The organism is Streptomyces sp. NPDC101181 (genome assembly GCF_044767975.1).
Classification (GTDB): domain Bacteria; phylum Actinomycetota; class Actinomycetes; order Streptomycetales; family Streptomycetaceae; genus Streptomyces.
Genome location: NZ_JBIWOX010000019.1, coordinates 21,325 through 40,742, shown reverse-complemented (window position 1 = coordinate 40,742; position 19,418 = coordinate 21,325). Strand labels below are relative to the sequence as shown.

Below are 19,418 nucleotides of genomic sequence, written 5' to 3'. Positions count from 1 at the left end.
TCAGCTCCGGGAGCCGACGATCGCGGTGACGCGGATCTCCACCCGCATACCGGCGAGGCCCAGGGCCGTGACTCCGGTCTCGGTCCAGATCGGCGCGCGGCCGTCGAGGCGGAGACGGAACTGCTCGGCCATGACGCGGTTGACGTCCTCGCCGATGACGTCCTCCCCGGGTGCGACCTTGTGGTACGAGTTGACGTGGATGACGTCCGGCCAGCTCGCGCCGACCGTGGCGAGCGCGCGCTCCACGTTCTCGAAGGCCTGGACGATCTCGTCCTCCAGCGCGTCGGGGAGGTTCAGGTCGTCGTCCACCCCTGCCTGGCCGGAGATCTCGACCCGGTCGTCGACGCGAACGGCCGCGCTGTAGCCGAGGGCCGCGTGCAGCTTCTCGCCGTAGCCCGGAATGATGCCGAAGGTGACGGTGCTCATGGTGATCCCTCTTCCTGTCCGCAGGGCTTGTTGCCCATCCTTTAACTTCACGCGTAAAGTGAATCTACCAGGCGATGACTTCAAGCGCAAAGTGATCACAGGATCTGCTCGGGAACCGGGGCAGACCCGGGAGGAGGATGCGTGAGCGACATGGCGGAGCGTGCGGGAGACGAGGAGCCGCGCTGGCTCGACGAGCAGGAGAAGGCGGCGTGGACGGGGTTGATCTCCTTGGTCCTGCTGCTGCCGGGCAAGCTGGAGTCGCCGTTGCGGGAGCGGCACGGCATCACCCTGTTCGAGTACCTGGTGCTCAGCCATCTCTCCGAGACTCCGGAGCGCCAGTTGCGAATGGGTGAACTCGCCTTCCTCGCCAGCGGATCACTGTCACGGCTGTCCAACGTCGTCAAGCGATGCGAGCAGCGCGGCTGGGTCGTCCGGAGCCCCGATCCGGCCGACGGGCGCTACACCCTCGCCCGGCTCACCGACTCGGGCTTCGACATCGTGCGCGGGGCGGCGCCCACCCACCTGCGCGCCGTGCGGAGTCTCGTCCTCGACTCCCTCAACGCCACCGACCAGAAGGCCCTCGCCCGTATCGCGGAGAAGATGCGCATCGTGCCCGACGACTTCACCTGAGGCTCGTTCCGGGTGCCGATCCGGGCCGGAGGCTCCTCTCGCGCGACCTGACAACCGGGCCGCGCGAGAGGAGCCTCCGGCCCGCGGCCACCGTCAGCCCTGACGCTCCCGCCCGCGCCTTCTTCGCGGATCCAGCCAAGCAGTCTCTTTGCGTCATCATTCGGTAACCGTACGGCGCGGATCAAGAGATGCGGATACACAGAGGAGTCGAAACGAGACCAAGGGTGACCAGGGGGCGGCAGAACGTGCTGACGATCAATGTGGGAGTGCTGCTCGCTGTCATCGTTCTGCTGCGTCTGCGTCGGCGCACCGAGTCCCGGAGCCGGAACGACGAGAAGCTGACCGTCGTCATCGTGCTCGCACTCGGCATCGTCATCGCCCCGACCCCTCTGGGCGAGGGCATCGGTGACCTCCTGAGCCAGCTCGCCTCCGGCGTCACCGCATCCTCCCGCTGAAACCGGAGCGCGCCCGATGGCCAACCGCCGCCCACCGCCTCGCCGCCGATCCGGGGCACGGCGTCCCGTACGCCGCGGCGCACCCCCGCGCCGACGCCGCCCACGTCGCCAGCAGCGCCGCGACGCCGAAATGCTCCTGTTCGGGTTCGGTGCCGTCGCGGGACTCGCGCTGATCTGGGCGGTGATCGCCTGGCTGCTGGTGAACTGGTGGGCGCTGATCGTGCTCGGAGCGCTCGCTGCCGTCGGTGGGACGGGATGGGTGCACCGGTACCGTCAGCAGCAGGAGGGGGACCGGGTGCGGCAGCAGGCGCTACGGTACGGGCTTTCCGAGCTGGACGCCCTGCACCACCGCGACTTCGAGTACGCGATCCGTGACCTGATGCGCCGCGACGGGTGTACGGACGCCCGGCAGATCGGCGGGGCCGGGGACAACGGCGCCGACGTCCTGGCCACCGATCCCCTGGGGCGCTCCTGGGTCATCCAGGTGAAGCACCGCCGCGACGGCGACCGCGGTTCCCCGGTCGGCACCCCCGACCTCCAGCGCGTCAACGGCACCGCCCGCCAGCTCTACGGAGCCGACATCGTCCTCGTCGTCACCAACGGCCGCTTCTCCACCCGCTGCGCACCCCTCGCCGCCCAGCTGCGTATGCATCTCGCCGACCGGCGGACCCTGGCGGCCTGGGCGAGCGGCGGCCGCCCGCTGTGGGAACTTCTGCCGAGGGTCCCGCCGCCTCGCCAGGGGAGGTGACCCGCGCGTCAGCCCTCTCCCGGACCGGGAAAGCAGCTCGCCGACGACGATCGCCTCTCGATGCCGTACGCCGGGCCGCCGACACCGCCCGGCCGCCCGGCCGACGGGTGCGCCGGGCACCGCACAGCCGCATCACAGCCGTGACCCCGGAGGCTTCTCCGGGGTCACGGTGCACCTGGTGGGCGGGTTGGGTGCAGGCGTCAGACGCCGCCGCGCCAGCCGCCGGTCTCGGCGCCGCGGGACTCGATGAACTCCTTGAACCGCTTGAGGTCTCCGACGGCCTGCCGCTTGACGAAGCCGAGCTTGTCGCCGACGGTCTCCGCCAGGCCCTCGGGGTCGTGATCGAGCTGGAGCATGATCTTGGTGGTGTTGCCGTCGATGTAGTGGAATGTCACGACGCCGGCCTGCTTGGCCTCCCCGCCGACGCTGGTCCAGGCGACCCGCTCGTCGGGAATCTGCTCGGTGATCTCCGCGTCGAACTCCCGCTCGACACCGGCGATCTTCGTCTTCCAGTGGGTGAGCGTGTCCGAACGCTGCTCGATCCGCTCGACCCCGTCCATGAACTGCGGGAAGCTCTCGAACTGGGTCCACTGGTTGTACGCGACGCTGACCGGCACGTTGACCTCGATGGACTCTTCAACCTGCGACACGGTGCGCTCCTTCGTCAGGGGGTGGTTCCCCAGGGGTTCCCGCGAACGCGCGCCGTACGCCCAAAGTCACCCACCATTCACTCCGTCGCGCCGGGCGGCCCGAGCCGTGGACCCCGAGATCGGTTCCGTCTTCGTTTGAACCTGCTCACGGGGGTACACATGGCGCAGACCCCGCCGATCAGTGTGCGCGAAACCGCTGCCCGGGGCCCGATCTCGCCATCACTCGGAGGATGAACTCGCCCGTGCAGATAACCACCGAGGGCGCGGTGTACACGTGCCTGGGCATCGGAGCTCTCCTCGCCGCGGCTCTGCCCCGGCTGCTCTCCCGGCTACCGGTGTCCGTGCCGATCGTTTTCCTCGCCGCCGGGGTCGTCCTCTACCTGACACCGCTGCCGCTGCCCGCGTTCGACCCGGTCGCCGATCGGGTCTGGGTCCACCACCTCACCGAGCTCTGCGTGATCGTGTCGCTGATGGGGGCGGGGCTGGCCATCAACCGCCCTTTCGGCCGCCGCTCGTGGGCCGCGGCCTGGCGGCTCCTCGGGCTGGCGATGCCGCTGACCATCGGGGCGACGGCGCTCGCCGCCTGGGCGCTGCTCGGCTGGCCGGTCTCCGTGGCACTCCTGGTGGCCGCGGCCCTCGCTCCGACCGACCCCGTCCTCGCCTCCGAGGTGCGCGTGGGAGAACCGACCGCCGACAAGGAGGACGAGGACGAGGTCCGCTTCGCCCTGACGAGCGAAGCCGGTCTCAACGACGGCCTGGCCTTCCCCTTCGTCCTCGCGGCCCTCGCTCTGGCCGCCGCCGGGAACGACTGGACCGGCGGCTGGATGGTGCACTGGGTCTGGAGCGACGTCCTCGTCCGGATCAGCGTGGGCGTCGCGGCGGGTCTCGCCATGGGTTTCCTGCTGGGCAGGCTGCTCTTCCGGTCGCGGGCCACGTCACTGCGGCTCGCCGAGCAGGGCGAGGGCTTCGTCGCGCTGGCCGCGACCTTCCTCGCCTACGGCCTCACCGAAGCCCTGCACGGCTACGGCTTCCTCGCGGTCTTCGTCACCGCGTGCGCCCTGCGCAAGTCGGAGCACAGCCACGGCTACCAGCGGGTGATGCACGCCTTCGTCGAGCAGATCGAGCGCTTGCTGATGGCCCTGCTCCTGTTCGCCCTGGGCGCCTGCGTGGCCTCGGGCGGCCTGGCCGCACTCACCTGGCAGGGCGCGGCGGTGGGCGTGCTGCTGCTTCTGGTCGTCCGCCCGGTGTCGGGATGGCTGGCCCAGGTGCGCGGTCCCGGCCGCCCGCACGAGCGCGCGGCCACCGCCTTCTTCGGGATCCGTGGCATCGGCTCGTTCTTCTACCTCGCCTACGCCTGCGGCGAGGGCGATTTCGGCCGGTACGAACGGGAGATGTGGGCGGTCGTCGTCTTCGCCGTGCTGATCTCGGTGGTGCTCCACGGGATCACCGCGGCCCCCGTGACCACCTACCTCGACCGTCGCTCGACCCGGGAACCACCGCGCCGGACCGGAACCCGCCGTGGTGTCGGAACCCGCGGGGGCTGAGCGGGAGTTGAGCGGAAGGAAGGGCGGGGACCATCAGGGTCTGCGCCGCGTGTACGGATCCGTACGGGCGAGGACGTCAGCGGGCGCATGTTCTCGGGTGGCCGGTGTTGAGTGCCCTTGCGCGTTCGAGTTCACTTCTGTTCGAGTAAAGGAACGGTCAAGGGGCAGGTGGTGTGCACGAGTTGGGCAATCCGGGAGGCAGGGCTTCATGCGAGTACGACGCATAGCTGGTTGGTCGAACGTGGCGCTGGCGTCAACGATGGTGGTGGCGCTGACCGCGTGTGGCGGCGGGGAGGACGACGGGGCGAAGGAGACGCAGAGCGAACCCGTCGCGGCCGCCTCGTCCCCGGCGCCCTCCACCACGCCGCAGAGCAGCGCGAGCAGCCGGTCGGGCGAGGAGTGGGAAGAGGAGCAGGCCGCGCAACTGCCGAAGGTCACGGACGTGAAGGTGACGGACACCGCGCAGGGTGACCGCGTCACCTTCACGTTCGACGCTCCCGCGCCCGAGCATCTGGACACGTACGAGAAGGAACTGAGCGGCCCGGAGGGCAAGCCGGTCGAGATCAAGGGCAGCAAGTTCCTCCGGGTGGCCTTCATCGGCATCGACCCGGAAAGCCACTTCGCCTCTCCGGCCCCGAACGAGCGGGTGCTGGAGGTGCGGCACCTCATGACCTTCGAAGGTGAGATGTCTGTGGGTATCGGCATAGTGGCACCCGACGGAGCCGCCGATCCCGCCTACGACATCAGCAGCAAGGGCACCCAGGTGTTCGTCGACATCGAGGACTGACCCGCGTACGTGATCGACCTGGTCGACCGACGATGAACGCGTGTTCCTGAGGTCCATGCCACCGACCTGCCCGGTCCTTGAGGTGGCATGGACCACTCGGGGGTGACAGCCCGGAAGCAGCCGAGCCCCCGCACCTCCGCCTGCCCCTCCGCCTCCGCCTCCGGGCGGGTGTCCACGCGCCGTTCACGGACGCTCGAACCGGTCAAGCGGGGCGAAGACGTCCTCGATGAGCTGGCGGACTTCGCCCACGTCCTTCGGCAGGGACAGGGCCACCCTCGGCAGAGGCCCGGCGCCCGGACCCTCTTGCCAGAGCCCGGACCCTTTCGCCGCAGTGCGTCCCCCTCGGCGGGGCGGGCCCCGTTCGCGGTCGCGGATGTATCCGGACAGGCTCCGCACGAAATCTCGCCATTGACATGCCTCACCTGTTCATTAAGGATCACTTCTCGACAGCGGCACGCTCCACGTCGCAGCCCGTGACCTGCCTGCATCCCCAAGGCCTTCACCGCAGCGACGGGCGCGCGGGAACGCGGGCTCTCCGGGGTCCGACGCGGTGGTGAGTGCCTCGCGCCGGGAGCGGCGACGAACCGGAGCCCTCCCGCGCCCACCACCACGGGTCCTCCCCTCACACGTACGGACTCGAAAGGCCAGGTACCACCAGGTGCAGCTCCCCCACTCACCGGACATATCCGCCCCTGCCGCACCGACACCCGTGGGGGACGCGGCGGCGGGCGGACCGGGAGCGCCGACGAGTCCGGCCTCCTTCGCCCAGCAGCGGTTGTGGTTCCTCGCCCAGTTGCCCGGTGGTGCGGCCGCGTACAACGAGTCGGTCTGCCACACGCTGGACGGCCCGGTCCGCGCCGATGTGCTCGTCGAAGCGCTCAGCTTTCTGGCGGACCGGCACGAGGCGCTGCGTACGACCCTGGTGGAATCCGAGGGCACGGTCCTCCAGCGGATCGCCCCGCCAGGTGGTACGTACGCCCTGACCGTGCAGGACCTGACGGGTGCGAAGGACCCTGACGCCTCCTTCGCGAACGCCCGGTCAAAGGAGGCCTCCGCACCGTTCGACCTGGCGGTCGGGCCGCTGGCCCGGGGCCGTCTCGTCGTGCTGGGGCCGGAGCGCCACGCCCTGCTCCTGACGTTTCACCACGCCGTCTACGACGGGCAGTCGATGGACGTGATGATGCGCGAGCTCGGCATCGTGTACGAGGCGCTGCTGCGCGGCGGTGAGCCCGGCCTGCCCCCGGTGACCGGCGCGTACACCGCGTACACGGCCCAGCAGCGCGAAGCCGTCCTGGACGGCAGTCTGGCAGCACAGGAGACCTACTGGCAGCAGGCGCTCGACGGGGTTCCCGCGGCGATCGACCTGCCCACCGACCGTCCCAGGCCGCCCGAGCAGAGCTTCGTCGGCAAGCACATCGACTTCACTCTGGACCCGGCGGTCAGCACGGCCCTGCGTGCGCTGGCCCGCGAGCACCGCGCCACCCCGTACGTGACGCTGCTGACCGGGTGGGCCATCCTGCTCCACCGGCTGAGCGGCAGCACTGACATCGTTGTCGGAACTCCGGTCGCCCATCGGCGCGGGGCGGGGGCCTCGGGGTTCATCGGCTTTCTGGTGAACTCGCTGCCCCTGCGCGTGGACCTGTCCGGTTCGCCCACGGTGGCGGAGGCGCTGGCTCGCACGAAGGCGGCGGTCCGCGCCGGGCTGGCCCACCAGGATCTGCCGTTCGAGCGGATCGTGGAGCTGGTCAACCCGCCGCGTTCGGCGTCCTGCTCGCCCCTCTTCCAGACCATGCTGGCGTGGCAGCCGGAGCGCGGTGGCCTCCTGCATCTGCCCGGCGTGCGGGCCGACACGCTGCCGCTGGTCCACTCCCCCGCCAAGTTCGATCTCTCGCTGGCGGTCACCGACACGCAGGCCGGGTTCGTCGGCCGCCTGGACTACGCGACGGCGCTCTTCGACGAAGCCACCGTGCGCCGCTGGGTGGACCACCTCGCCCGCCTCCTGGCGGACATGGCCCGTCACCCCGACCGGGACATCGCCGCTGTGGAGCTGATGGGAGAGAGCGAGCAGCGTGAGCTCGTCGCCGACTGGGACGCGGCGACGGATCCCGCCCGGCTCCGTCCGGACCCGCGCGGCGCCGCCGCGGCCGACGACCCGGACACCACAGGCACCGCCGACACCGCCGACACCGCCGACCAGGCTGTCGTGCCGTCCCCGGCGCCGGTGCCGTTCGACCGTGCCTCCGGAATCGTGGAGCTGTTCGAGGCGCAGGTCCGGGCGCGGCCCGACCAGACGGCCGTGGTCTGCGCGCTCCGGTCGCTGGATTACACGGCCCTGGACCGCCGCGCCAACCGTCTCGCGCACGCCCTGGTCACGCGCGGCGTGCGCCCGGGCGAGGTGGTCGGGCTCCACCTGGGACGGGACGTCGAGCTGGCCGTGGGGGTCCTGGCCGTCCTGATGGCGGGCGCCGCCTATCTGCCGCTGGACCCGTCGCTCCCGGCGGACCGGCTGGCGGGGATGGTCCAGGACGCTCACTGTCCGGTGGTCCTCAGTGATCAAGAGCTCTCCGGGCTTCCGGACACCTGGCTGAGGCTGACCGCGGTCGAGGAGGAAAGCCCCGACGGGGTGCGGGCACCCGCACAGGACCGCGACCCGGGGGCGCTGGCCTATGTGCTCTTCACCTCGGGCTCCACGGGCCGGCCCAAGGGGGTGGCCGTGGAGCACCGCAGCGTGCTGAACCTCTTCCGGGTCTGGCAGGAGCGGATGGGTGCGCCCGCCGGCGAGATCGGCTCGGCCTGGTCGAGCATCGGATTCGACGCCTCGGTGCACGAGTTGCTGCTGCCGCTGACCACCGGTGGCGAACTGCACATCGTGCCGGAGGAGTTGCGCGCGGACCCGGCGGAGGTGCTGGAGTGGATGCGCCGCGGCGGGGTCGAGCAGGCGTTCCTGCCGCCCGCGTACATACGGTGGATCGACGAGGCGCCGGAGGAGCGGCTGCGCGGGCTGCGGCTGCGGCGCCTGCTGACCGGGGTGGAGTCGCTCACCGAGGCGGCGCTGCACCGGATGACGCGGGCGCTGCCCGGACTGCGCGTCTGCTTCGGCTACGGCCCCACCGAGGCCACCCTCTACAGCACCGCCTACTACGATCCCCGTCCGGTGGAGGGGCCGTGCCCCATCGGCCGTCCTCTGCCCGGCACCCGGCTGTACGTGCTGGACGCCCGGCTCCGGCCGGTGCCGCCCGGTGTGGTCGGCGAGGTGTACCTCGGCGGAGCGGGGCTGGCGCGGGGCTACCTGGGCCGCCCGGAGCTGACCGAGGAGAGGTTCCTGCCCGATCCGTTCGTCCCCGGTGAGCGGGTGTACCGCACCGGCGACCTGGCCCGCCGTCTGTCCGACGGGCAGGCCCACTACGTCGGACGCGGCGACGACCAGGTGAAGCTGCGGGGCTTCCGGATCGAGCTGGGCGAGGTGGAGGCGGCGCTCGGCGCGCTCCCCGACGTGCGGGAGGCGATCGTCCTGGCCGGGAAGGACGCCGCCGGCCAGCAGCGGCTGGTGGCCGGGATCGGGCTCGGTGACGCCCCGGCGCGCGGGGTGCACGGCTGGCGTACCGCGCTCGCCCGGCGGCTGCCGGACTACATGATCCCCGGGGTCTTCGTGGAACTGCCCGAGCTGCCGCTGACCCGCAGCGGGAAACCCGACCGCGCCGAACTGCTGCGGCTGGCGGCGGAGACGGGATCCGACCAGGTCAACACGGCGACGCCCCGCGACCACGTCGAGCACGCGCTGTACCGGATATGGCGGGAGATCCTGCCGCATCCGGCGATCGGCATCACCGACAACTTCTTCGACATCGGTGGCACCTCGCTCTCCGCGATCAAGGTCGCGCACGCCGTCACCGAGACCTTCGGGCGTCGCGTCCCGGTGGCCGAGATCATGCTGCGCCCCACCATCGAGGCACTGGCCGGTCTGGTGCGCGAGGGTGGCGGTGACCGGGTGCCCGGCAGCGTGGTGGAGTTCCGGGCCGGGCTCGGTCCCCGGGTCGTCTGCGTGCACCCGGCGGGTGGTACCGCGTTCTGCTACCTGCCGCTGGTCGCACTGCTGCCGGAGGCGGCCGGGGTGTACGGCGTGCAGTCGCCCGGCGTGAACCCCGGGGAGGAGCCGCTGCCCTCGGTCACGGCGATGGCAGAGGCGTATCTGCGGCTGCTGGGAGGGCTGGACGGCGGCCCGGTGGTCCTGACCGGGCTGTCCTACGGAGGGCTCGTCGCCCACGAGATGGGGCGGCTGCTGGCGGAGGCGGGACGCGAGGACGTGAGCGTCGTGCTGCTCGACACCCAGGCCACCGACGACGAGAGCGCGCGGGCCGGGATCACCAGCGTGGACATGGCCGAGTTCCGGGACAAGCTCGTGCGGTTCAACGGCATGTACCCGGGGATCGAGGACGCACAGGTGGAGCGGTACTTCCGGATCTACAACCACAACCGGCTCACCGCCCGCGAGCATCTCCCGGTGCTCTCACCGGTCCGGACGGTCCTGGCCGAGGCGGTGCCGGGCGGTGAGGACACCCCGCTCAACGCGCGGGTGCGGGAGTTCTGGGCGTCCCGCGCGGCGGGCGACTTCCGGGTGGAGACGCTGGAGTGCGATCACTGGGAGGTTCTGGAGAGCGCGGGCGCGGCCCGGGTGGCGGATCTCCTGACGGCCGAACTCGCCCACCACACCGGGCGTACCGAGTCACCGGGCCCACAGCCTCCACGGCCCCGGTCCCTCGGCACGAGCCCGGCGGAGGCACGGTGATGGGCGCCTCCCTGCCCCCGCACACGGCCGACATGAGCACGTCCCTGGCCGCTGCCGTCCTCGCCCAGGCCCGGTCCACCCCCGGGGCCCCGGCGGTCGAGGACGGGGACACCGTGCTGGACTACGCCGAACTCGTCCGCGGCGCCTGCCGGGTGGCGGAGCGGCTGCGCGCGGCGGGCGTGACCCGTGGCCAGGCGGTCGCCGTCCGTCTGCCCCGCTCCTGGCGCCTGGTGAGCGTCATGCTCGGCATCCGGCTGGCCGAGGCGGTCGTGGTCCCGCTGGACCGGCTCAGCCCGCCGGACCGGCAGCAGCACATCGTCGAGGACTCCGCAGCGCGCGTCCTCGTCCACGACGACGAGGCCCGGCCGTCCGCTCCGGAGGGGGTGGTGGCGCTGGCAGCCGGTCGGCTCACCCGGCCCGGCGGAGCGCCGGAGACGCCGCACACCGTGGAAGCGGGGCGCAACGGCTTCGTCTTCTACACCTCCGGCAGCACCGGACAGCCGAAGGGCGTCGAGGTGACGGACGCCGGGGTGCTGCGCCTGGCCCGGCCCGGGTACATCGCGCTGGGGCCGGGGCGCCGGTTCGGCTGTCTGGCCAACCCGGCGTTCGACGCGCTCAGCTTCGACGTGTGGACGCCCCTGCTCACCGGCGGCACCTGTGTGATCGTCGGCGAGCGCGCGGCCGGGGCCCCGGACCTGCTCGCCGCCGAACTGCGCGAGCGGCGGGTGGACACGCTGTTCGTGACGGCGGCCCTGTTCAACGCCGTGGTGGACGCGGTCCCCGACTGTTTCGCGACGGCCGAACAGGTGCTGGTCGGCGGGGACCAACTGGACGCGCGGACCATCCGGCGGTGGTACGCGGACAACCCGGCGGCGCCCACCGTGCTGTACAACGCCTACGGTCCCACCGAGGCCTCGACGTTCGCCCTCTGCCACCCCGTCCCCCGGGACTTCGACGGCGATCTGGTGCCCATCGGCGTCCCGTTGCCCGGCACCGGCGTACGGCTGCGCACCCTGGACGGGGACCGCCCCGCCGAACCGGGCGAGCCGGCGGAGCTCCAGCTGTCCGGGCCCGCGCTGGCGCTCGGCTACCGCAACCTCCCCGAGGAGACCGCGCTGCGCTTCCTCGGCTCCGGACCCGAGGCGGGGGACCGCGAGGAGCGGCCCACCCGCTGGTACCGCACCGGGGACCTGGTGCGGCGCGGCGGCGACAACCTCATCACCTACCTGGGCCGGGCCGACCGGCAGGTCAAGGTACGGGGTTTCCGTATCGAGTGCGGCGAGGTGGAGCGGCGGATCGCCGCCCACCCGGCGGTGCGCCGCGCCCACGTCTGCCCCCGGCGCACCGGGTCGGGCTCCACCGAACTCCTGGCCTTCCTGGTGCTGGGGGACCCGCTCACGCACGACGCCTACCAGCGGCAGCTGTCCGCCGCGCTGCCCGCCTACATGCGCCCGCACCACACGTTCCTCATCGACGCGCTGCCGCTGACCGCCAACGGCAAGGTGGACCAGGAGGCGCTGCTGGCGGGGGCCGAACAGCCCTGGCGCGAGAGCGAGCCCGCCCCCGGCGCCGCCGAACCGCTCTCCCCCGGCGGCGGTCTGCGGCGGCTGCTGGACCTGGCCGAGGAGGTTCTCGGCACCAGCGGGCTGCGCCCCGGTGACCGCTGGATACCCAGCGGCGGGGACTCGCTCAAGGGTCTGCGGCTGCGCTTCGCGCTGCTGCGCCGGTTCGGCGCGGACATCCCGCAGGAGCTGCTGCTCGAAGCGGACTTCGCCACCCTCGCGGACGCCGTCGCCGCGTCGGGGCCGACGACCGGGGGGCATCCGCCGGTGCCCGGACCGGTCGGGGCCGACGCACCGGCCACCAGCGAACAGGAACGCCTGTGGCTGCTGAACCGCCAGGACCCCCAGGACCGCTCCTACGACGTCCCGCTCGCCTTCCGGATCGAGGGGACCGTCGACCGGGCGGCGCTGCGTGGCGCGCTGCGCCGCCTGGTGGAGCGGCACCCCGCCCTGCGTACCCGCTTCGCCGCCACCCCGCGGGGGCTGACCCAGACGGTGTGCGAGCCCTACGACCCGTGGGTCCCAGCGGCCCCCGCGGAGGGTGAGAGCGCCGAGGCCGCGGCCGGACGGCTGTGCGCCCCGGCCTTCGACCTCTCCGGGGGCCGGCTGCTGCGCGCGGGCTGGCTCCCCGGCGCCGACGGCGGCCTGCTCGTCCTGCACCTGCACCACATCGCCGTCGACGGCTGGTCGATCGGGGTGCTCCTCGGCGATCTCACCGAGGACTACGCCGCCCTGTCGGCGGGACGGCCGACCGCCCCGGTGGCCTACCGGCCGGGAACCCCGGAGTTCGCGCACTGGCAGCGGGCGTGGCACGAAAGCCCCGGCTACGCCGCCCGTCGCCGGCGGCTGCTCGACCACTACCGCACCGTGGCCGAGGTGTCGCCGCCGGAGCCGGCCGACGGGCCACCGCCGCGCACCGCGCGGCTCTTCCGCAGCGCGCTCGATCCGGTCCGTACCGCGCGGGTGGACCGGCTCGCGGCCCGGCTCGGGGTGACCCGGTTCCAGATTCTGGTGTCGGCGTTCGCCTGGGCCGTGCACGGCGTGAGCGGGCAGGGCGGGCCGCTGATCGCCACCCCGGTGGCGGGCCGCTCCCGGCCCGAGTTCGACACCACGGTCGGGATGTTCGCCAACACGGTGCTGCTGCCCTTCGCCCTGGACGCACAGGAGCCTCTGCGGGTGCTGCTGGAGCGGCACGCCGAGAGCATCCGGAGCGTGCTGAACGAGCAGGAGGTGGCGTTGGGCCATGCCCTGGCCGATCGGGGGCTGCCCGACCGCGACCCGCTGTTCGACTTCCTGTTCGTCCTGGAGAACACCGACTTCTCCGCGCTGCGGCTGCCCGGCTGCGCCGTCGCTCCCGTCCATCTGGCTCCACCGGGCGCCAAGTGTGCGCTGACGCTGTCGGTGCTGGAGAGCGGGGAGGGGCTGGAGTGTCTGTGGGAGCACCGCGAGGACTTCGGCGCCGACCGGGTCGAGGCCGTGGAGCGGTTGTTCGGGCAGGCACTGGACCACCTGGCCGACGAGACCGGGACCACGCTGAAGGCGCTGGTCGGCCCCTACCGGCGGGCGCTGCCCGACCACGGCCGGGGTGCGCCGGTCGCCCCCTGGTTCACGACGGTCGCGGACGGCTTCGCCCGCCAGGTGGCCCGTGTCCCGGACGCCCCGGCGGTGGTGTCCGGCCCGATCACGCTCTCCTACGCGGAGCTGGACGCGCGGGCCGCCGCGCTCGCCGGTGAGCTCCGCAGCCAGCTGCCCGCCGACCCGGCCGCGCCCGCCGCGGCGGCCCTGTACATGGAACCCTCGGTGGAGCATGTGGTGGCCCTGCTGGCGGCGGCCCGGCTCAACCTGACCGTCGTACCGCTCGATCCCGCCTACCCCGGGACGTTGCTGCGGCACGTCCTGGAGCAGGCGGACCCGGTCTGTGTGCTGCTCACCTCCGACCGGGTGGCCGCGCTGGACGAGCTCGCGCCGTCCGGTCCGCCGCGCCACCTGGTGGAGCTCGCGCACGAGGCCGCCCCGGCCGCCCCCGAAGTGGCACACCATGGTCTTCGACCGCTGTACACCCTCTTCACCTCCGGCTCGACCGGTGTCCCCAAGGGCGTACGGGTCTTCGACCGGACGCTGTGCGACCTGCTGGTCTGGCAGGCCACGGAGGGGGGTCTCGGCGGGGCCGCGGTCACCCAGCAGTTCTCCATGCTCTCCTTCGACGTCTCCTTCCAGGAGATCTTCTCCACCCTGTGCACGGGCGGTTCCCTGCGGCTGGTGCGGCCCGAGTGGCGGCAGGACATGCCCACGCTGCTGCGGGAGCTGGCGGTCGGGGGCGCGGAGCGGATCTTCCTGCCGTACGTGGCGCTCCAGCTGCTCGCCGAGCACGGTGTGCGGTCCGCGATCCATCCGCCCCGGCTGCGTGACGTGGTGACCGCTGGCGAGCAGCTGGTGTGCACCGAGGCGATCACCGGCTGGTTCGCCGGGCTGGAGGGCGCCCGGCTGTTCAACCACTACGGTCCGACGGAGACCCATGTCGTCTCGGCGCTGTGCCTGGAGGGCGACCCGCGCGGCTGGCCGTCGCGGCCGGCCATCGGGCGGCCCGCGGCGGGGGCGCTGCTGAGGGTCGTCGACGCCGCCGGGCTGCCGGTGCCGACCGGTGTGACCGGGCAGTTGCTGATCGGGGGCCCGATGGCCACCCGCTGCTACCTCGGCGACACCGAGCTCAACCGGACCCGGTTCGTGGAGGATCGCGAGGCGGGCCTGTGCTACCGCAGCGGCGACCTGGCCCGGTTCGACGCGGACGGGCTCCTGCACTACGCGGGGCGGGAGGACGGCCAGGTCAAGCTGAGCGGCCGACGGCTGGAGCTGGGCGAGGTGGAGGCCGCGCTGCTGCGGTCGCCCGGTGTCTCCAACGCGGTGGTCACGGTCACCGACGGCGGGCTGGTGGCCTGCCTCCAGACCCATGACGGCAGCGACCCCGACCCGGTGGCTCTGGAACGCCATCTGGCCCAGCTCCTGCCGTCGTTCGTCCGGATCTCCCGGTTCCGGCGGGTGGACGTGCTGCCCCGGACGCCCAGCGGGAAACTGGACCGCCAGGCCGCCCCGAACGCCCCCGGCCACGACCTGCGCGCCGCGTCCGACGCGCCGACCGGGTCGGCGCTGGAGCGCCGGCTCGCCGCGCTCTTCACGGCCGCGACCGGCCGGGACATCGGCGTGGACCAGCGCTTCTTCGACGCGGGCGCCACCAGCCTGGACCTGATGCGCTTCCACCTGCGCTGCGCCGACGAGGGCGACCTCCCGTTCGGCGTCCCGGACCTCTTCGACCGGGTCACCATCCGCGCCCTCGCCCTGCTGGTGGCGGGGCGCACCGGTCCGGCCCCGGCCGCATCGGGCGGCACCGCGCCCGCCGCCGTCCCGGTCCGCGGCCCGTCCGGGGCCGGGGAGACACCGGCCGCCGCCGAACCGCCCGGGACCGGGACCGGGTCCACTCCGACCGACGAACCGATCGCCGTGGTGGGCATGGCGGTCCGCCTGCCGGGCGCGGACGACCTGGCCTCCTTCTGGCAGCTGACCGTCTCCGGTGGCCGGGGCATCGAGCACTTCGCGGCGGACGACGGACTGGTGGGCGCTCGCAGCCAGCCGGCCGGGATGCTCTCCTTCGACGCGGGCCGCTTCACCATCAGCCCGCGGGAAGCCCGGCTGATGGATCCTCAGCAGCGCCACCTGCTCATGGCGTCCGTCGAGGCCCTGGCGCACGCCGGCATCGGCGCCACGGGCGGTCTCCGGGTGGGCGTGGTGGCCTCCTGCGGCGAGAACACCTACGGCCGGGCCGTCCTGCGCGACGCGGACCCGGCGGCGCTGCCGGACGGCTTCCGGATGGCCCTGCACCAGGAGAAGGACTTCCTCGCCACCAAGGCCGCCTACCATCTCGGCCTCACCGGACCCGCGTTCACCGTGCAGTCCGCCTGCTCCAGCTCTCTGGTGGGCGTGCACGTCGCCGCCGGGCTGCTGCGCCAAGGCGACGCCGACGCGATGCTGGCGGGCGGCGTCCTCATCGATCCGGAGCTGACGGCGGGCTACGCCTACCGGCCGCAGCACATCTTCTCCCCGGACGGGCACTGCCGCCCCTTCAGCGCGGACGCGGCCGGTACGGTCGGCGCGAGCGGGACGGGCGTCGTCGTGCTCAAGACGCTCTCCGCCGCCTGCCGGGACGGGGACACCGTCTACGCGCTCCTCACCGGCAGCGGCATCAACAACGACGGCTCGAACAAGCAGGGCTACAGCGCGCCCTCCCCGGCCGGACAGCGGGCCGCGCTGCGTACCGCGCTGGAGCGCAGCGGACGCCACCCCACCGAGGTGGGGTACGTGGAGGCGCACGGCACCGGCACCCGGCTGGGCGACCCGGTCGAGGCCGACGCCCTGCGCCGCGCCTACGGCCTTGCCCCGGGTTCGCGGCTGGCCCTGTCGTCGGTCAAGAGCCAGCTCGGGCACCTCGGTGCGGCGGCGGGCGTGGTCGGACTGGTCCGCGCCGTGCTCGCCGTCCACCACGCGACGGTCCCGCCGACGGTCGATTTCGACCGGCTGAACCCCGCGATCGACGACGTGTTCCGCGTGCCCACCGAGGCCGAGCCCTGGCCGCTTCCGGGGCCGCGTGTGGCGGCGGTGAGCAGCTTCGGCATCGGCGGCACCAACGCGCACCTGCTCCTGGAAACGCCCGACGCCGCTCCGGCCGGGCAAACCGGGGCGGCGGCACAGCCCGGCACAGCCGAGACGGGCGCCGCGGGCGCGGTCCCGGGGTGCCTGGTGCTGTCCGCCGCGTCACCGGCCGCGCTGCGGACGGACGCCGCCCGGATCGCGGCGTACCTGGACGCCCGTCCTCAGGCCTACCGCGCGGTGCTGCGTCACCTCCAGGCGGGGCGGCCCGCGCTGGACCACCGGGCGGCCGAGGTCTGCGCCGACGCGCCGTCCGCCGTCCGCTGGCTGCGGGACCTGGCCACGCGTCCCGTCCCGGGCACGCCCCCGGCGGCCCCGGGCCCCGGGGAGCCCGTCGCGCCGGGCTCCCGGAGCCCTGCGGAGCTGGCCCGCGCCTGGTCGGCCGGGCAGGACGTGGCGTGGGAGCCGGGACCGGCGCAGCCGCCCTGGGACTTCCCCCCGCCCGCCCTGGAGCTGGTCGAGTACGGTCTCCCGCGCCCCGTTGCCGCCCCTGCGCCCGAGGACGGAGCGGCCGCCGCTTCCGTACCGGAGGAGTCCGCGGCGGACGTGCCGGAGCGGCTGCCCGCCGACCGCTGGCTGCACCAGCCGCAGTGGGTACGCACCCGCCGCGCCCGGCCCGGCGGAGCACCCGGCGGGCGGACAGCGGTGCTGGTCCTCGCTCCGGACAGCGACCCGCGGGCGTGGCGTGCGCTGGAGGACGCGTACGCCCGGGTGGTGCGGGTGCGGCCGGGTCCGCGGTTCGCGCGGCTGGCCGACGGCTACCAGGTCGACCCGTGCGACACCGGCCATCTCGCGGCCGTCCTCGCGGAGGTCACCGCCGCCGGAGGGCCGGGCTGCGACTGGCTGCACGCGCTCCCGCTGGCGATCACGGGCGCGGTCGGTGAGGAGTCGTTCGCTGTCGCGCGCCGGGTCTGCCTGGACGCCGTGGCGGCGCTCTGCCGGGCGCTCGCCGACCTCCCGGAGGCGGCCCGCCCTTCGGTGCTGCTGCTGTCGCAACGGGCCCAGGCCGTCACCGGCCCGGTGAGCCGCCCGGAGGCGGGGCTGCTCGCGGGCGCGGTCGCGACCCCGCGCCAGGAGCTGGGTCTGCGGGCGCCGCGCTGGGTCGATCTGCCGTGCGCCGATCCGGCCCGCTGGGCGGACCGGCTGCCCGCGCTGACCGGCGACGGCGGCGGCGAGGAGCCGGTGGCGCTGCGCGACGGGTTCTGGTGGCGGCGCGAGCTGCGGCCCGTGGACCCGGCGCCCACCGCCGAGAGCGCCGGGCCGCCCCTCGGGAGGGGTACCCACCTGGTCCTCGGCGGCACCGGAGGCATCGGCACGGCGCTGGCCGCCCGGCTGCTGCGCGAGCCGGGCAACCGGGTGGTGCTGCTGGCCCGCCGTGCGGTGCTGCCGCCCGCGCTGGCCCCGTGGTCCGACCGCGTCACCCTGGTGACGGCGGACCTGGCGGACGAGGGGCTGGACGCGATCGCGACCCGCCTCGCTCCCCATCTGGCCGGGCTGACCGGCATCGTGCACGCGGCCGGTACTGCACAGGGCGCCCTGCTGGTCCGGCGGGACGCCTCGGCCGCCGGCCGGTCCGTGGCGGCGAAGCTGCGCGGTGCTCTGCTGGCCGAACGGCTGGCCGAACGGCACGGGGCCGGGCACATCGTGCTCTGCTCGTCCATGTCCGGTGTGTTCGGCGGGGTGGGCCAGTTCGACTACGCGGCGGCCAACGGCGTACTGGACGCGTTCGCCCAGTACGAGGGGGACGGGGCGGGCGAGCCGCCGGTCCGCTGCGTCATCGGCTGGGACGCCTGGCGCGAGGTCGGCATGGCCTGGGGTGCGCTGGAGAGGGACGAACGCCACCAGGCACACCTGACGGTGGCCCTGACCCCTGCCGAGGGAGTAGGGGTCTTCGACCAGGCGCTCGATCTGCAACTCCCCCACCTGCTGGTCAGCACCGTCCCGCTGCGGGAGGCCGCCCGGTTCTACGACCCCGTGCGCCCGCCCGTGTCCGCCTCACGGCACCAGCGGTCCCGGAGCCAGGGCCACGAGGCCGGGGACGACACGGCGGCGGAGGTCTCGGCGTACCTCTCCCAGCTGCTCGGGGTCACGGAACTCGACCCCGGCGCCTCGCTCTACGACCTCGGCGCGGACTCGCTGACCCTGCTGGAGCTCGTGGACGAGCTGAAGATCCGGCACGGCGTCGACCTGGACCTGTCCCGGCTGGGCCACCGGGTGAGCCTGACCGAGATCCTGGACCACCTCGGCGCGGCCCCGCCCTCCGGCCGGGACGCCTCGGCCGTGGAGGTGGAGGTCTGGCAGCGTGGTACCGGCCACGACGTGCTGTGCCTGGTCCACCCGATAGGCGGCGACATCCAGGCGTACCGCCCGTTGGTGTCCCTCCTGGACGACCGGCTGACGGTGTGCCTGATCGCGGACCCGGCGCTCCGCCGGCCGGGCGGCCCGGTGCGGACGGTCGAGGACCGCGCACGGGACTACCTCGCCGCGCTGCGCGGCGCGTTCCCGCACCCCGCGACCCGTCTGCGGCTGGGCGGCTGGTCGTTCGGCGCGTGGGTGGCCCTGTCCATGGCGTCCCTCGCGGAACGGGACGGCGTCCCGGCGCACGGCCTCTACCTGCTGGACCCACCACCGCCGGGGAGCGGGGAGCGGGCCGCCGCCTACGACGACCGCGAGATCGAGGCGGTGTTCGCCCGGGAGCTGTCCGGCAACCGCGGGCGGGAACTCGGCTCCGGCGCACGGGACTACGCCGAACGGCTCGCCCGGTGCTGCCGGGCCAACCTCGCCGCGATGGCCGGACACCGGCTGCCCCTCCCGGCGGCCACCCCCGCGCTGGTGTGGCTCGCGGCCCGGCCCTCCCCCGGTGTGGCGCCTCTGGCCCCCCGGCCTGCCACGGCCGCCGACTGGGCACCGCACCTGCCCGCGTCGGCCCGCGTCCTGCGGGCCGACACCGACCACTACGCGCTGGTCGCACCACCGCACATCGGCACGGTGGCCGCCGCGATCGACGCGCACGTCCTCCGCTCCGGCCCGCCCGGCGCGCCTGACGCACCCGACGCGTCCGAGGGCCGGACGACACTCCCGGCGCCGGGGCCGCAGGCTCCCACCGCCTGGTCCGACTGAGCGTCGACCACA

The 19,418-nt window shown here is 73.7% G+C and carries 9 protein-coding genes; 7 read left to right on the top strand and 2 right to left on the bottom strand.

Annotation, left to right across the window (positions count from 1 at the left end; genetic code table 11):
* Positions 1-426 carry a Rid family hydrolase gene (locus tag ACIRRU_RS24705; protein WP_403683952.1) on the bottom strand — a complete coding sequence of 142 codons (426 nt, stop codon included), beginning with the start codon at positions 424-426 and terminating at the stop codon, positions 1-3.
* Between the two features lie 150 nt (positions 427-576).
* Here ACIRRU_RS24705 and ACIRRU_RS24700 point away from each other — a divergent pair, with 150 nt between their 5' ends.
* The 3 genes from ACIRRU_RS24700 (at position 577) to ACIRRU_RS24690 (ending at position 2,259) form a co-directional block, all read left to right on the top strand.
* The gene (locus tag ACIRRU_RS24700) at positions 577-1,056 is read left to right on the top strand and encodes a MarR family winged helix-turn-helix transcriptional regulator (protein WP_403684095.1); all 480 of its coding nucleotides are present in this window, start codon (positions 577-579) and stop codon (positions 1,054-1,056) included.
* Positions 1,057-1,301: 245 nt separating this feature from the next.
* Entirely contained in the window at positions 1,302-1,511 is a 210-nt protein-coding gene (locus ACIRRU_RS24695) for a hypothetical protein (protein WP_403683950.1), read from the top strand.
* 130 nt (positions 1,512-1,641) lie between these two features.
* Complete coding sequence (locus ACIRRU_RS24690; protein ID WP_403683948.1) at positions 1,642-2,259, top strand: restriction endonuclease; 618 nt, start codon at positions 1,642-1,644, stop codon at positions 2,257-2,259.
* Positions 2,260-2,459: 200 nt separating this feature from the next.
* On the opposite strand, the gene ACIRRU_RS24685 is transcribed toward ACIRRU_RS24690, so the two are convergent.
* Positions 2,460-2,909, bottom strand: a complete 450-nt coding sequence (locus tag ACIRRU_RS24685; RefSeq protein ID WP_403683946.1) for an SRPBCC family protein — start codon at positions 2,907-2,909, stop codon at positions 2,460-2,462.
* 242 nt (positions 2,910-3,151) lie between these two features.
* On the opposite strand from ACIRRU_RS24685, the gene ACIRRU_RS24680 reads away from it, so the two are divergent.
* From ACIRRU_RS24680 to ACIRRU_RS24665, 4 genes are all read left to right on the top strand, one after another.
* A complete protein-coding gene (locus tag ACIRRU_RS24680) occupies positions 3,152-4,453 on the top strand; it encodes a cation:proton antiporter (RefSeq protein ID WP_403683944.1) in 1,302 nt (433 codons plus the stop codon).
* A gap of 208 nt (positions 4,454-4,661) precedes the next feature.
* Complete coding sequence (locus ACIRRU_RS24675) at positions 4,662-5,240, top strand: hypothetical protein (RefSeq protein WP_403683943.1); 579 nt, start codon at positions 4,662-4,664, stop codon at positions 5,238-5,240.
* A gap of 658 nt (positions 5,241-5,898) precedes the next feature.
* Positions 5,899-10,026, top strand: coding sequence for an amino acid adenylation domain-containing protein (locus ACIRRU_RS24670; RefSeq protein WP_403683941.1), 4,128 nt, complete (start codon positions 5,899-5,901; stop codon positions 10,024-10,026).
* Positions 10,027-10,058: 32 nt separating this feature from the next.
* Positions 10,059-19,406 carry an SDR family NAD(P)-dependent oxidoreductase gene (locus ACIRRU_RS24665; protein ID WP_403683939.1) on the top strand — a complete coding sequence of 3,116 codons (9,348 nt, stop codon included), beginning with the start codon at positions 10,059-10,061 and terminating at the stop codon, positions 19,404-19,406.
* Positions 19,407-19,418: the final 12 nt, after the last annotated feature.

Excerpts from the sequence above, each read along its gene's own strand:
- ACIRRU_RS24705 (WP_403683952.1), bottom strand. The coding sequence starts at position 426 with ATGAGCACCGTCACCTTCGGCATCATTCCGGGCTACGGCGAGAAGCTG.
- ACIRRU_RS24700 (WP_403684095.1), top strand. The coding sequence starts at position 577 with ATGGCGGAGCGTGCGGGAGACGAGGAGCCGCGCTGGCTCGACGAGCAG.
- ACIRRU_RS24690 (WP_403683948.1), top strand. The coding sequence starts at position 1,642 with ATGCTCCTGTTCGGGTTCGGTGCCGTCGCGGGACTCGCGCTGATCTGG.
- ACIRRU_RS24675 (WP_403683943.1), top strand. The coding sequence starts at position 4,662 with ATGCGAGTACGACGCATAGCTGGTTGGTCGAACGTGGCGCTGGCGTCA.
- ACIRRU_RS24665 (WP_403683939.1), top strand. The coding sequence starts at position 10,059 with ATGAGCACGTCCCTGGCCGCTGCCGTCCTCGCCCAGGCCCGGTCCACC.